The 14,539-nt window shown below is 66.7% G+C and carries 11 protein-coding genes; 4 read left to right on the forward strand and 7 right to left on the reverse strand.

The genetic code is table 11. The features are described 5' to 3' along the window. Positions 1-34 precede the first annotated feature (34 nt). From APT59_RS04980 to plsB, 3 genes are all read right to left on the reverse strand, one after another. On the reverse strand, positions 35-760 hold the full coding sequence (locus tag APT59_RS04980) for an AraC family transcriptional regulator (RefSeq protein ID WP_059313840.1): 726 nt from the start codon (positions 758-760) through the stop codon (positions 35-37). A gap of 71 nt (positions 761-831) precedes the next feature. After that, positions 832-1,314 carry a YbaY family lipoprotein gene (locus tag APT59_RS04985; RefSeq protein ID WP_059313841.1) on the reverse strand — a complete coding sequence of 161 codons (483 nt, stop codon included), beginning with the start codon at positions 1,312-1,314 and terminating at the stop codon, positions 832-834. Between the two features lie 48 nt (positions 1,315-1,362). Next, positions 1,363-3,873 carry a glycerol-3-phosphate 1-O-acyltransferase PlsB gene (plsB, locus tag APT59_RS04990; RefSeq protein WP_059313842.1) on the reverse strand — a complete coding sequence of 837 codons (2,511 nt, stop codon included), beginning with the start codon at positions 3,871-3,873 and terminating at the stop codon, positions 1,363-1,365. Between the two features lie 371 nt (positions 3,874-4,244). Between plsB and APT59_RS04995 the strand changes: the two genes are divergently transcribed. Further along, a complete protein-coding gene (locus tag APT59_RS04995) occupies positions 4,245-4,457 on the forward strand; it encodes a cold-shock protein (RefSeq protein ID WP_059313843.1) in 213 nt (70 codons plus the stop codon). A 42-nt stretch (positions 4,458-4,499) separates the two neighbouring features. Here the strand turns inward: APT59_RS04995 and APT59_RS05000 are convergent, their stop codons facing one another. The 3 genes from APT59_RS05000 to dapE are packed head-to-tail and all read right to left on the reverse strand — an operon-like array spanning position 4,500 to position 6,840. After that, positions 4,500-4,883: a hypothetical protein gene (locus APT59_RS05000; RefSeq protein WP_059313844.1), complete on the reverse strand. Its 384-nt coding sequence runs from the start codon at positions 4,881-4,883 to the stop codon at positions 4,500-4,502. 5 nt (positions 4,884-4,888) lie between these two features. Next, complete coding sequence (locus tag APT59_RS05005; RefSeq protein WP_059313845.1) at positions 4,889-5,701, reverse strand: putative RNA methyltransferase; 813 nt, start codon at positions 5,699-5,701, stop codon at positions 4,889-4,891. Next, the gene (gene dapE, locus APT59_RS05010; protein WP_059313846.1) at positions 5,698-6,840 is read right to left on the reverse strand and encodes a succinyl-diaminopimelate desuccinylase; all 1,143 of its coding nucleotides are present in this window, start codon (positions 6,838-6,840) and stop codon (positions 5,698-5,700) included. Before dapE ends, APT59_RS05005 begins: the two co-directional genes overlap by 4 nt. A gap of 84 nt (positions 6,841-6,924) precedes the next feature. Here dapE and tcdA point away from each other — a divergent pair, with 84 nt between their 5' ends. Continuing rightward, entirely contained in the window at positions 6,925-7,710 is a 786-nt protein-coding gene (gene tcdA / locus APT59_RS05015) for a tRNA cyclic N6-threonylcarbamoyladenosine(37) synthase TcdA (RefSeq protein WP_059313847.1), read from the forward strand. A gap of 711 nt (positions 7,711-8,421) precedes the next feature. Here tcdA and mltF read toward each other — a convergent pair. Then, the gene (gene mltF / locus APT59_RS05020) at positions 8,422-9,906 is read right to left on the reverse strand and encodes a membrane-bound lytic murein transglycosylase MltF (protein ID WP_059313848.1); all 1,485 of its coding nucleotides are present in this window, start codon (positions 9,904-9,906) and stop codon (positions 8,422-8,424) included. 316 nt (positions 9,907-10,222) lie between these two features. Between mltF and purL the strand changes: the two genes are divergently transcribed. Together purL and APT59_RS05030 are read left to right on the forward strand one after the other, a co-directional pair. After that, on the forward strand, positions 10,223-14,122 hold the full coding sequence (purL, locus tag APT59_RS05025) for a phosphoribosylformylglycinamidine synthase (RefSeq protein WP_059313849.1): 3,900 nt from the start codon (positions 10,223-10,225) through the stop codon (positions 14,120-14,122). Between the two features lie 102 nt (positions 14,123-14,224). Next, positions 14,225-14,539: a hypothetical protein gene (locus tag APT59_RS05030; protein WP_059313850.1), complete on the forward strand. Its 315-nt coding sequence runs from the start codon at positions 14,225-14,227 to the stop codon at positions 14,537-14,539.

Here is a 14,539-nt window from a genome sequence, read left to right on the forward strand (position 1 = left end):
GCGCGAGCCTGCGAGGCTTTTTACCTGGACTGCGTTACCCGGGCAGTCGCTGGCCGCGCCGCCAGGCGGCCGGGCTGATGCCCAGGCGGCGGGTCATGGCGCGAGTCAGGGCGGCCTGATCGGAAAAGCCGACGCGCAGGGCGATGTTGGCAATGGGCAGGTGGCTGTCGGCCAGCCAGCGCTGCGCCTGGCGCAGGCGCAGATCGGTGAGCCAAGCCTGGGGCGTCTGGGCGAAGCGTTCATGGAAGAGCAGGTGCAGTCGGGTCAGACCCAGGCCCGCCAGGCGGGCCATGGCCGCATTGTTCCAGTCACCCGCGGGCTGGGCTTCCATCTGCGCCAGCAGCCGGTCGAAGGCCGAGGCGGCGGTTGCGGCGTTGAGCGACGCGAGCAGCAGGCGCGTGAGTTCGGACGCATGCTGGTCGAGAGCGTCAGGCGAGGTCAGTTCGGCGAAGGCGATCAGCTGGCGCGTCGCTGGAGGAATCTCCAGGCCAGGCTGGTGTAGCGCACGATCCAGAGTTTGGGCGGGCAACCAGTCGGCCGCGCAGTCGATCACCAGAAAGCGGCTGCCTGGCTCCGATTGCTGGGCATGACCGCATTCGGGCGCGACCAGGGCCGCAAGACCGGTATGCAGCCGTGTCCCGGTACGCCCGGCTAGCTCCAGCTCCATGCCGCCCTGGATGGGCAGCACCAGCTGCGCGAAGGCATGGGCGTGGGGCTGGTGTTCGCCCTGATAGCGCTTGATGGCGAGGCGAGGGGTCAAGGCACACCTCGTTGGAGAAACGGGAGGTCGAGAACCTTGATCCTAGCACGCCACATCGGACCTTTCGGACCTCAGCGCACCGGCTGCAACGGCAATTCCACCTCGCCACCGCTGCCGAGGTCCACGACCACGGGTTCCTGGGTCAGGTACAGCGGGCGACCGCCCAGCAGGATGCGGCCGCTGAGCAGATAGCGCTCGCCGCTCTTGACCTTGGCCGGGGCGTAGTCGAGGCGGAAGGGCACCTGATCCTGCTGCTTGACGAACAGGGTGCGCTGGGCCAGGCGGCCGCTCGGCGTGTCGCCGGCGCTGGCGCTGTACAGGCTGATGGTGAGCTTGGCGGTGGGCGGTACCGGCTCGCTGGCGGTAAAGGTGGCCTGGCCGCTGAGGCTGGTCATGCTTGGCTGGGCAGGCACGCCGGGAGTGGTGGTCTGCGGCTGCTCGGTAGGCGGCAGCGGCTGGCCGGCCGGGGACGGCGGTGTCGCGGGACCGGGGCGCAGCCCGCTACAGGCGCTGAGCAGCAGCGAGGTGGCGAGCAGGGTGACGATTCTTTTCATGGATGAATCCTAGGTTGAAATCGACTGCTGTGACCGGTGCCGGCGCGCTTAGTTGCTGGCAACGGGTAGGGTTTCAGGGTCCGGCAGGTCCGGGGCATCGGGTCTATCCAGGGCCACCTGGCGGATCGACAGGCGAATCTCCGCGGGCAGCACCCGCTTGCCTGCGCCCTCGGCCAGTTCACCCAGCAGTTCGTGGTGGCCCAGGGTGCCGTCGTCCGCCTTGCGCAGCACCCCCTCGGCCAGCAACGTCTGGATGAAATGGCGGAACAGCGACTTGTCGAAGAATTCCGGCGCATTGAGGCCATGCAGCACCGACAGCCGCTGGGCCATCACCGTGCAGAGCTCCTCCAGCTGCGGCGCGGTCAGGCTGTTCTGGCCATGGTTGAGGATGAGCGCGGTCGTCATGTAGTAGCGCTGCAGGGTCTGCAGGATGGCCCGCGCCAACAGGGTGAGGCGGACGAACTGCCGCGAGCTGGGCGCGGCGCGCACGAAGACGTCGTCTTCGATGCGCAGCAAGCCGCGCTCCACCATGGCCTCCAGCCAGCCGTCCAGCACCAGGGGTAGCTCGTCGCGCTCCCAGTGGATGAACAGCTCGGCCTGCAGGTAGGGATAGAGTGCCAGGGCGAAGCGGTGGATCAGCTCGCGGGTCATGCGCCCGGTGTTCTGGAAGAAGCTGGCGATCAGCGCGGGTATGGCGAAGAGGTGCAGGACGTTGTTGCGGTAATAGGTCATCAGGACCGCGTTCTGTTCGTCCAGGTAGAGGATGCGCCCCAGGGCGTCCTGCTGCTCGGCGAGGAATCCCAGGCCACGCACCTCCTCGATGATGGCCTGGCCGTCGCCCTCGGGCAGGGTGACACTGTTGGAGTAGGGCACCCGCCGCAAGAGGTCCAGATAGAGGTCGATGGCGCGCACCAGGGCGCCTTCGTCGAGGGCCTGGCGGTTGGTCGACAGCAGCGCCAGGGCCACCAGGTTGACCGGCGTGACCGCCGCGGCGGCATTGATGCGGCGCACCACCCGCTCGCCCAGTTCGTGGGTGACGGGGTTGAACCAGGCCGGTTTCAGGTCTTCGTCGAGGGGTTCGTCGCGCCAGCCGGGGCGCCGCGCATCGAGGAAACCCTGCAGCGGAATGGGTTCGCCGAAGTTGACCCAAACCCGGCCGAAGCGTTGGCGCAGGGCGCCAAACACCTTGACCAGATCGAAGAGGGATTCCTTCTTCTTGGTTGCGCCGCGCAATTCGCCCAGGTAGGTGCGGCCTTCGAAAACCTTTTCGTAGCCGATGTACACCGGTACGAAGACGATGGGTCGCCGGGAGTCGCGCAGGAAACTGCGCAAGGTCATGGCCAGCATGCCAGTGCGCGGCTGCAGGGTGCGCCCTGTGCGCGAGCGCCCCCCCTCGACGAAGTATTCGGTGGAGAAACCGCGGCTGAACAGGCTGTGCAGGTATTCGTTGAACACCGCCGCATAGAGGGCGTTGCCCTTGAAGCTGCGCCTCATGAAGAAGGCCCCGCCGCGGCGCAGGATATTGCCCACCACCGGCATGTCCAGGTTGATGCCGGCGGCGATGTGCGGCGGCGTCAGGCCGTTCTGGAAGAGCAGATAGGAGAGCAGCAGGTAGTCGATGTGGCTGCGATGGCAGGGCACGTAGACCACGGTGTGGCCGGGCGCCATCTCCTGGATCCGCTCGATGTGGCTGACCTTGACGCCGTCATAGATGCTGTTCCAGAACCAACGCAGGCCGACGTCCAGGCAGCGCACCACCGGATAGGAGAAGTCCGAGGCGATCTCCCGCGCATAGTGCGCCGCTTCGTCTTCGATACGTCCCGGCGTGGCCTTGCGCTGGGTGATCTCCCGGGCAATGGTCGCCCGCACCTGGGGCGCGCGGAGCAGCCCACGCAGCAGGGTGCGCCGGTGCGACAGGTCGGGGCCGATCACCGCCTGGCGTACGTTGCGGAAGTGGATGCGCAGCCGGCGCATCACCAGACGCTCCAGGCGCTGCGGATCAGGGCGCTGAGCGGCCAGCTCACCGAGCGACAACGGCTTGGAAAACTGCACCCGGGTCAGGCGGCCCAGCACCAGGATGCGCGCCAGCTTGCGCAGCCGTCCGGTCACCACCCAGTTGTCCGCCCAGAGCAGCTTCCAGGGACTGGTTTCGCGATCCGGCGACTGGCCCCAGAAGACGCTGACAGGTACCAGCTGGACGTCCGCCAGACCCTGTTCGGTTACCGCTGTCACCACTCGGCGCAGGGTGGGCGGTACCGAGCGCCGTGCCGGACGCCCGCGCCAGTTGGCTTTGCCGACGGCGTTGAAATAGGCCAGTGGCTCGGTGCGGCTACCCAGTACCAGCGGGCGCAACGGGCGCGGCAGTCCGGCCTTGCGGCATTCGCGGTCAAGCACCGCCAGATCGCTCAGCGAGGCCTCGGGGAGCACATAGAGCACCGGCTTGCTGGGGTCGATGCGGCTGAGCAGGCTGGCCGCCTGGGTCGTCTCGGAGCGAACCCAGAGATAGAGCAGGCGCTTGAGCAGCGAAAAGGCCAGAAGGCGCAGCGGCGAACGAGTCATGGAGGGCTACCGGATGGACGAGGCGGCAGTGTGCCGGATGGCCTGGTGGGCGTAAAACCACCCGCCTTGTTCTGACTTCGACCCGGCAGTCGGCACCTTGTCCCCGCCGTCGAAAAAATGCCGTCTAAATCGTCGAAAACCCGTCGCCAGTGCGGCTTTCAGCCATGATGGCACTTTGCGTAAAGAACGTTGCTTTTGCCGGGAAAGCCATGCTTCATAAGGTGTCGGCAGGTTCTTGCCGATGGTCGGAAACGGGCTGCCAGCCTGGCGACCGGTCCGGCGAGCGATCTGTACCGATATAACAAAGCAACCCGATCGCCCACCTTGTGGCGAGCGGGGATAGGAAATCCAGAAAGCTTCGGAGAGATGTGATGGGTGAGCAACGCGAAACCGGGACCGTCAAGTGGTTCAATGACGCCAAGGGATATGGATTCATTCAACGCGAGGGCGGTGCCGACGTGTTCGTTCACTACCGCGCCATCCGCGGTGAAGGTCACCGTTCCCTGATCGAAGGCCAGCAGGTGGAGTTCTCGGTGATCGAGGGCCAGAAGGGCCTGCAGGCCGAAGACGTCGCCCGGGTCTAAGACCCGTTTCGCGAGGGGCTCAAGGCTCCTCGCGCCTTCAGATCACTCGGTACGCCAGACGATTTCCTCGACACCCTCGTCCGTGACCTTCAGCCAGCGATCGGCGGCTTCGTCCTCTTCTTCCTCGCTCCAGCCACTCGGGGCACAGCGCACCTGCACCTGCAGGGCCGCCTGGGCGTCACGCGCGCAGGCCAGGTCGTCAACCCAGGGCGATACATCGCTTTCCAATAGCAGGCTGTGCCACTTGCCGACCGCCTTGGGCAGCCAGGTGACCGGAATAGGCTCGCCACCATAGCGCAGGGTGCACTTGAAGGTCTGCCCGCGGGCCTGCCAGGTACAAGGCATGGCGAACACCTGTTCGAGCCAGGCCGAGACGGCGTCCTGGTCGACGTCCTTGAGATAGATTTCGATATCGGGCTGGCGCATGGGGCTTAGGCTCCGGATTTGACGATCCAATCGTAACGTACTGCCACCCGCACCTCGAAGGGCTCGGCCAGGACCCGCTCGCGACGCTCGGCGTTGACGCGCCAACCGTGGGGCGTCATGGCCAGTAGGTCTTCGCGGGTCTGGCGCTCGGCCAGCGGCAGCACGAATTCGAGCCCTTCGCTGTGGGCCAGTTCCAGCCCGGGCGGCAGATCCTGCAGGTGCTTGTCTTCGGCATAGTCACGCACCTCGTCATAGAGCCGCTGGCGCAACTCCAGCAGGTGGGCGCTGGCCGGGCCCAGGCGCAGGATGCCGCCACCGGGTGCCAGCACGCGCAGGGCCTCGGCCCAGTCGATGGGGCTGAAGACACTGGCCAGCAGCTGGCAACTGGCGTCCGGCAGCGGCAGGCGCGCCATGCTCGCCACCAGCCAGGTCAGCGCCGGGGTACGTCGGCAGGCGCGGCGCACCGCTTCGCGGGAGATGTCCAGGGCATAGCCGTCAGCGGCGGGCAGGGCCTGGGCCAGGCGTGCGGTATAGAAGCCTTCGCCACAGCCCACGTCGATCCAGCGCTGGGGCGCGCGTTCGGCAGCCAGCTGCGCCAGGCGCTCGGCCAGGGGCGCATAGTGACCGGCATCGAGAAAGCGTCGGCGTGCCTCGACCATGGCGGCGTTGTCACCCGGATCCAGGCTCTTCTTATGCTGCACCGGCAGGAGATTCAGGTAGCCCTGACGGGCGCGGTCGAAGCGATGGCCGGCTGGGCAGCCGACGCCACCTTCGAGTTCGGCCAGCGGGGCCTGACAGAGCGGACAGATGAGCTTCATGCCAGCAACCGTACCAGGGTGCCGTAATAGACCTCGGTCAGGAGATCCAGGTCGCTGGCCAGCACGTGCTCGTCCACTTGGTGGATGGTGGCGTTGACCGGACCCAGTTCCACCACCTGGGCGCCCAGGGTAGCGATGAAGCGACCATCCGAGGTGCCGCCACTGGTTGAGGCCTCGGGGCGATAGCCGGTGACCGCCTCCACGCTGGCCGCGACGGCGTCGAGCAGGTCGCCCGGCTCGGTGAGGAAGGGCAGGCCGGACAGGGACCAGTCGATGTGCCAGTCCAGGCCATGGCGGTCGAGGATGGCCTCGACGCGGGCCTGCAGGCCTTCCACGGTGGATTCGGTGGAGAAGCGGAAGTTGAACAGCGCCTGCAGTTCGCCCGGCACCACATTACCGGCACCAGTGCCGGAGTTGAGATTGGAAATCTGGAAGCTGGTGGGCGGGAAGAAGGCGTTGCCGTCGTCCCATTGCTCGGCGGCGAGATCCGCCAGGGCCTGGGCCGCCAGGTGGATGGGATTGCGCGCCAGGTGCGGGTAGGCCACATGGCCCTGCTTGCCGCGCACGGTCAGGCGGCCATTGAGCGAACCGCGGCGACCGTTCTTGACCACATCGCCCAGCAACCGGGTGCTGGAGGGCTCACCGACGATGCACCAGTCCAACCGCTCGCCGCGCTCGCGCAGGCGCTCGACCACGGCGCGGGTGCCGTGCAGGGCGGGGCCTTCCTCGTCACTGGTGATCAGGAAGGCGATGGCGCCGTGATGATCCGGGTGGTCGGCGACAAAGCGCTCCACGGCGATGATCATGCTCGCCAGGCTGCCCTTCATGTCGGCGGCGCCGCGGCCGCGCAGCATGCCGTCGGCATCCACATGGGCATTGAAGGGCGCCTGCTGCCAGGCCTCCAGCGGTCCGGTGGGCACCACGTCGGTGTGGCCGGCGAAGCACAGCACCGGACCCTCGCCGCCACGTCGCGCCCAGAAGTTGTCCACCTCCTCGAAGCGCAGGGGTTCGAGGGCGAAGCCCAGGCGCTCCAGACGCTGCATCATCAGGGCCTGGCAGCCTTCGTCCAGCGGCGTGACCGACGCTCGGCCGATCAGGTCGCAGGCGAGTTCCAGGGTGGGGGTGAGGGCGGTGGTCATGGCGGGTCCCGGGAGGCAGCTAGGGTTCAGAGGGAGCGGTATGGTAAAGGAAAACCTATACTGTGGCTTTTGTGGAAAGCTTTCATGACGTTCGATGAACAACGCTTCGGCGGGATTGCCCGGCTCTATGGGCAGGAGGCCGTCGAGCGCCTGGCCGCCAGTCACGTCGCCGTGGTCGGCATCGGCGGGGTAGGTTCCTGGGCTGCCGAAGCCCTGGCTCGCAGTGGCGTCGGGCGCATCAGCCTGTTCGATCTGGACGACGTCTGCGTCAGCAACACCAATCGCCAGGTGCACGCCCTGGAAGGCCAGGTGGGCCGGCCCAAGGTCACGGTGATGGCCGAGCGCATCCAGGCCATCAACCCGGCCTGCGAAGTGAAGGCGGTGGCGGACTTCGTTACCCGCGAGACCATGGCCGACTACATCACCGAGGATCTCGACCTGGTGCTGGACTGTATCGACAGCGTGGCCTCCAAGGCGGCGCTGATCGCCTGGTGCAAGAGACGCAAGATCGCCATCGTCACCACTGGCGGCGCGGGCGGCCAGATCGACCCCACCCAGATCCAGGTGGTGGACCTCAATCGCACCTACAACGACCCCCTGGCCTCGCGGGTGCGTTCGCTGCTGCGTCGCGACTATGGCTTCTCGCGCAATCCCAGCCGCCACTACAGCGTGCCCTGCGTCTTTTCCACCGAGCAGCTGCGCTACCCCAAACCGGACGGCAGCGTTTGCCAGCAGAAGAGTTTCGTCGGCGAAGGCGTGCGCCTGGACTGCGCCGGCGGCTTCGGCGCGGTAATGATGGTCACCGCCACCTTTGGCATGGTCGCCGCGGCCCGGGCTGTGGACAAGCTGATCCAGAAGCCGAAGAAGTAGCGCTTTTCGCAGGTTAGGCTGAGCGCAGCGAAGCCCAGCGCTGCCCAGGTCGAGCCCACATGTTGGGCTTCGGCGATGGAGCTGCCTCAGCCCAACCTACGTCCTGAGGGCGAAGGGGCGCTTCGGTAGGTTGGGCTGAGCACGGCGAAGCCCAACGCTGCCCAGGTCGAGCCCGCATGTTGGGCTTCGGTGATGGAGCTGCCTCAGCCCAACCTACGTTCTGGAGGGCGAAGGGACGCTTCGGTAGGTTGGGTTGAGCGCAGCGAAGCCCAACGCTGCCCAGGTCGAGCCCGCATGTTGGGCTTCGGCGATGGAGCTGCCTCAGCCCAACCTGCGTTCTGGAGGGCGATAGCTGCGTAGGGTGGGCAACGGCGCAGCCTTGGCCACGCGGGGTGATGCCGGATGCCAGTGGAAAACGCTGCGCGGTTTTCCACGCTACGGGCTTCGTTTGGCTAGACCCTCACCCCAGCCCCCGAGGGAGAGGGGGCAGTATCGTGCCTCACATATCCTGCGGCGTTTCCCGGGCGGGTCGGTAGTCGGCGATGGCGGGGACGTGCAGCTGCGTAGGGTGGACAACGGCGCAGCCTTGTCCACGCGGGATGGTGCCGGATGCCAGTGGAAAACGCTGCGCGGTTTTCCACGCTACGGGCTTCGTTTGGCTAGATCCTCACCCCAGCCCTCTCCCCGAGGGAGAGGAGGCAGTGTCGTGCCTCACATATCCTGCGGCGTTTCCCGGGCGGGCCGGTCGTCGGCGATGGCGGGGACGTGCAGGCCGGTCTTGGCCAGTTGCTGGCCTTCCATCTGCGGCTGGGTGGTCCAGGTGAGGATGTCGTAGTAACGGCGCACGTTCTGCACGAATTCCACTGTCTCGCCGCCGCGGGCGTAGCCGTAGCGGGTCTTGCTGTACCACTGCTTTTGCGCCAGGCGCGGCAGCATCTTCTTCACGTCCAGCCAGCGATCCGGGTCCAGGCCCTGGGACTCGGCCAGGCGGCGGGCGTCGAGGATGTGGGCGATGCCGATGTTGTAGGTGGCCAGGGCGAACCAGGTACGATCCGGTTCCTTGATGCTGTCCGGCAGGTCGTCGCGGATCTGGTCGAAGTACTTGGCGCCGCCGGTGATGCTCTGCTCCGGGTCCAGGCGGTTGGATACCCCCATGGCCTGGGCCGTGTTGTTGGTCAGCATCATCAGTCCGCGCACCCCGGTCTTGGAGGTGGCGTCCGGCGTCCACAGCGATTCCTGGTAGCCCATGGCGGCGAGCAGGCGCCAGTCCAGCTGGTGCTTCTGCGCCACCTTGCGGAAGTGCTTCTCGTACTTGGGCAGGCGTTCCTGCAGGTGCTGGGCGAAGGTATAGGCACCGACGTAGCCAAGCACGTCGACATGGCCGTAGTAGCGCTCCTTGAGCTGCTGCAGGGTGCCGTCGCGGCGGACCTTGTCCAGGTAGGCGTTGACCGCATCGAGCAGGCTGTTGTCCTCACCGGGTTGCAGGGCCCAGGCCTGGCCCTGGTTGTCGCCCAGGTCGAAGGCCACCCGCACGTTGGGGAAATACACCTGGTTCATGGCCAGCTCGTTGGAATCCACCAGGGTCAGGTCGATCTGGCCCTCGTCGACCATGCGCAGCAGGTCGCTGACCTCCACCTGATCGGATTCGTCGAAGGCCAGCCCCGGCACCTGGGCCTGCAGCGCCTTGAGCTGCTGGGCCTGGCTGCTGCCCTTGAGCACCAGGATGCGCTTGCCGACCATGTCCTTGGGGGTGCTGGGACGAACGGTGCCGTTGCGATAGATGACCTGGGGCACCACGTCCAGATAGCTGCGGGAGAACTTGAGATTCTGTCGATTGACCGAGGGCGTGAGTCCGGCCGCGGCGATCACCGGTCCGTCCGGCGCGGTCAGGCGATTGAAGAGGTCGTCGAGGTTGTCGGCGGTGCTAATTTCCAGGCGCACCTTGAGGGATTCGGCGAAGCCCTTGACCAGTTCGTATTCGAAACCGGTCTCGCCGTTGCGGTCCTGGAAGTAGGTCGCCGGACTGTTGCGCGTCACCACGCGTAGCACACCCGCCTGCTGCACCTGCTCCAGCGCGGTCGGCTTGGGCGGCACAGGCACGTCGGCCTCCCCGCAGCTCATGAGCAAGGCGAGGAAGGGCAGGGTAAGCCAGGCGAATCGCTTGAAGGCTCTATTCAAATGGGCTAGCTCGGCCATACGGCATCAAAACGGCACTGGCGCCTTGCTGACGCGCCTCATCGGTCGGCCCCTCCGGGCACTCGTTATGGTCGGGACGCTCCGCGCCACCGGTCCGGCCAAAGGCTCTATCCTGAGCCCAATGGGGAGCCGCGTCCATGGGGCGCGGCAGGCCGTAACGGCGGGCAGTATACGCGAGAAGTGGCAAAGCGCCCATTTTATACATACAAGGGTGGTGGTAAGGCTGCATGAACCCTCGTCGCCGGAAGGTGTCCCCGGCGCGCCTTTAGTCTAGAATGCACGGCCCCAAAGTGACTTGGCCCCGAGGCTGTCCCCGATGCTGATCCTGCGCGGCGCTCCCGCTCTTTCTTCGTTCCGTCACGGCAAACTTCTCGACCAGCTGACTCGCCTGGTTCCCGGTGTTTCCGGGCTCTATGCCGAGTTCGTTCATTTCGCCGAAGTCGCCGGCACCCTGAGCGCGGAGGAAGAGGGCATCCTCGGCCGACTGCTGCAATACGGCCCCAGCGTCCCCCAGCAGGAACCCAGCGGCGCGCTGTTCCTGATAGTGCCCCGCCTGGGCACCATTTCGCCTTGGTCGAGCAAGGCCACCGACATCGCCCACAACTGTGGCCTGGCGCAGATCGAGCGCCTGGAGCGCGGCGTGGCCTACTACGTCGCCGGCGAACTGGACGCCGCTGCCCACGAGCAGCTGGCCGCGGCCCTGCATGACCGCATGACCCAGCGCGTGCTGCCGACCCTGGACGCCGCCGCCGACATCTTCAGCCATGCCGCGCCCAAGCCGCTCACCGCGGTAGACGTGCTCGGCGGTGGTCACGCTGCCCTGGAGCAGGCCAATCTGGAGCTGGGCCTGGCCCTGGCCGAGGACGAGATCGACTACCTGGTCAAGAGCTTCACCGCCCTGGGGCGCAATCCCCATGACATCGAACTCATGATGTTCGCTCAGGCCAACTCCGAGCACTGCCGGCACAAGATCTTCAATGCCAGCTGGGACCTCGACGGCGAAAGCCAGGAGAAGTCGCTGTTCGGCATGATCAAGAACACCTACGAGATGAACCGCACCGGCGTGCTGTCCGCCTACAAGGACAACGCGGCGGTCATGGAAGGCTTCACCGCCGGGCGCTTCTATCCCGACGCCGACTCCCGCGAGTACGGGGCGCACAGCCAGCCCGTGCACATCCTGATGAAGGTGGAGACCCACAACCACCCGACCGCCATCGCTCCCTTCCCCGGCGCCTCCACCGGCTCCGGCGGCGAGATCCGCGACGAAGGTGCCACCGGCCGTGGCTCCAAGCCCAAGGCCGGCCTGACCGGCTTCACCGTCTCCAACCTGAACATCCCCGGTTTCGAGCAGCCCTGGGAGCAGCCCTACGGCAAGCCCGAGCGCATCGTCACCCCACTGGACATCATGATCGAAGGCCCGCTGGGCGGCGCCGCCTTCAACAACGAATTCGGTCGTCCGGCCCTGGCCGGCTACTTCCGCACCTTCGAACAGCAGGTCGAGACCCCGCGTGGTCCCGAGGTGCGTGGCTACCACAAGCCGATCATGCTCGCCGGCGGCCTGGGCAACATCCGCGCCGACCACGTGCAGAAGGGCGACATCTCGGTGGGCGGCAAGCTCATCGTGCTGGGTGGTCCGGCCATGCTGATCGGTCTGGGCGGCGGCGCCGCCTCGTCCATGTCCACCGGTGCCAGCTCCGCCGACCTGGATTTCGCCTCGGTGCAGCGCGAGAACCCGGAAATGGAGCGCCGCTGCCAGGAGGTCATCGACCGCTGCTGGCAGCTGGGCGAAAACAACCCCATCACCTTCATCCATGACGTAGGCGCGGGCGGCCTGTCCAACGCCTTCCCCGAACTGGTCAACGATGCCGGTCGCGGCGGCCGCTTCGAATTGCGCAACGTGCCGAACGACGAGCCAGGCATGAGCCCGCTGGAGATCTGGTGCAACGAGTCCCAGGAGCGCTACGTGCTCTCCGTGGACGCCGAGAACTTCGAGACCTTCAAGGCCATCTGCGAACGCGAGCGCTGCCCCTTCGCCGTGGTCGGCGAGGCCACCGAGGAGCGCCAGCTGACCGTGGCCGACAGCCACTTCGGCAACAACGCCGTGGACATGCCGCTGGACGTCCTGCTCGGCAAGCCGCCGCGCATGCACCGCAGCGCGACCCGTGAAGCCGAACTGGGCGACGCCTTCGACGGCGCCGGCCTGGACCTGACCGAGTCGGTCGAGCGTGTGCTGCGTCACCCGGCGGTGGCCAGCAAGAGCTTCCTGATCACCATCGGCGACCGCACCATCACCGGCCTGGTCGCCCGCGACCAGATGGTCGGCCCCTGGCAGGTCCCGGTAGCCGACTGCGCCGTGACCGCCACCAGCTTCGACGTCCACACCGGCGAAGCCATGGCCATGGGCGAGCGCACCCCGCTGGCGCTGCTCGACGCGCCCGCTTCCGGCCGCATGGCCATCGGCGAGACCATCACCAACCTGGCCGCTGCGCGCATCGAGAAGCTCGGCGACATCAAGCTCTCCGCCAACTGGATGGCTGCCGCCGGCCACCCGGGCGAAGACGCGCGCCTCTATGAAACCGTCAAGGCGGTAGGCATGGAGCTGTGCCCGGAGCTGGGCATCACCATCCCGGTCGGCAAGGACTCCATGTCCATGAAGACCCGCTGGCAGGACGGCGGCGAAGACAAGAGCGTCACCGCACCGCTGTCGCTGGTGATTACCGGCTTCGCCCCGGTGCAGGACATCCGTCGCACCCTGACCCCCCAGCTGCGCCTGGACAAGGGCCAGACCGACCTGATCCTAATCGATTTGGGTCGTGGCCAGAATCGCCTGGGCGGCTCCATCCTCGCCCAGACCCATGGCAAGCTCGGCCAGCAGGCTCCCGATGTCGACGAAGCCGAAGACCTCAAGGCCTTCTTCGCGGTGATCCAGGGCCTCAACCAGGACGGGCTGCTGCTGGCCTACCACGACCGTTCCGATGGTGGCCTCATCACCACCGTGGTGGAAATGGCCTTCGCCGGTCACTGCGGCCTGGCCCTGCGCCTGGACGCCCTGGCCGCCGACCGTGACGAACTGACCCGTGCGCTGTTCGCCGAGGAGCTGGGCGCCGTCATCCAGGTGCCCCAGGACTTCACCCACGAGGTGCTGGCCCAGTTCAGCGCGGCCGGTCTGGAAGATTGCGTGGCGGTGATCGGTAATCCGGTCAACGGCTACGAGATCAACATCCACTACCACGACGAGCACCTGTACCGAGCCGAGCGGCGCATGCTGCAGCGCGTCTGGAGCGAGACCAGCTTCCAGATCCAGCGCCTGCGCGACAACGCCGACTGCGCCCAGCAGGAATTCGATGCCCTGCTGGAAGAGGATCATCCGGGTCTGTCCGCCAAGCTGGCCTATGATCCCAACGAGGACATCTGCGCCCCCTACATCAAGAAGGGCGTGCGGCCCCAGGTCGCCATCCTGCGCGAGCAGGGCGTCAACGGTCAGGTGGAGATGGGCGCGGCCTTCGATCGCGCCGGCTTCGCCGCCATCGACGTGCACATGAGCGACATCCTCTCCGGTCGCATCGACCTGGCGGACTTCAAGGGCGTGGTCGCCTGTGGCGGCTTCTCCTATGGCGACGTGCTCGGCGCCGGCGGTGGCTGGGCCAAGTCCATCCTGTTCAACGCCCGCGCCCGTGACGGCTTCCAGCAGTTCTTCGAGCGCACCGACACCTTTACCCTGGGCGTGTGCAACGGCTGCCAGATGGTCGCCAACCTGCGCGAGCTGGTGCCCGGCAGCGAATTCTGGCCGCGCTTCGTGCGCAACCGCTCCGAGCAGTTCGAGGCGCGGGTGGCCATGGTTCAGGTGCAGGATTCGCCCTCCCTGTTCCTCGCCGGGATGGCCGGGTCGCGGCTGCCCATCGCCATCGCCCACGGCGAAGGCTTCGCCGAGTACCCGAACCAGCAGGCGCTGGTTGCCGCCGATGTGTCTGGCACCGTGGCGCTGCGCTACGTGGACGGTCACAGCAAGGTCACCGAGGCCTATCCGGCCAACCCCAACGGTTCGCCGCTGGGCATCACCGGTCTGTCCAGCCAGGACGGTCGCGTGCTGTTGATGATGCCGCACCCAGAGCGCTGCTTCCGCGCCGTGCAGAACTCCTGGATCCCGGCCGACTGGCAGGGCGAGGACGGCGGCTGGATGCGCCTGTTCCGCAACGCCCGGGTCTGGGTGGACTGAGTCCACGGCTTGCGCCTGACGAAACCCGCGCCTCGGCGCGGGTTTCGTCTTTCTGGGAAGGGATTAAGCTGAAGGGACCGTCCAGCGTCTCCGGAGTCCTCGATGTTCAAGCTGTGTTTCTATGTTCCCGACTCGCACCTCGATGCCGTCAAGCAGGCGATCTTTGCTGTCGGCGGTGGCCGCCTCGGGCTCTATGACAGTTGCTGCTGGCAGGTCCAGGGCCTCGGTCAGTTCCGTCCACTGGCGGGCAGCCAGCCGCACCTGGGCGAGCAGGGCAGTCTCGAACAGCTAACGGAATGGCGAGTGGAGCTGGTACTGGGCGATGAGCAGGTCGCCCGCCAGGCCGTGGCGGCGCTAAAGGAGGTGCATCCCTATGAAACGCCGGCCTACGACGTGGTGCAGGTGCTGGATTTCTAG

It is taken from the genome of Pseudomonas oryzihabitans, from assembly GCF_001518815.1.
GTDB classification, from domain to species: domain Bacteria; phylum Pseudomonadota; class Gammaproteobacteria; order Pseudomonadales; family Pseudomonadaceae; genus Chryseomonas; species Chryseomonas oryzihabitans_E.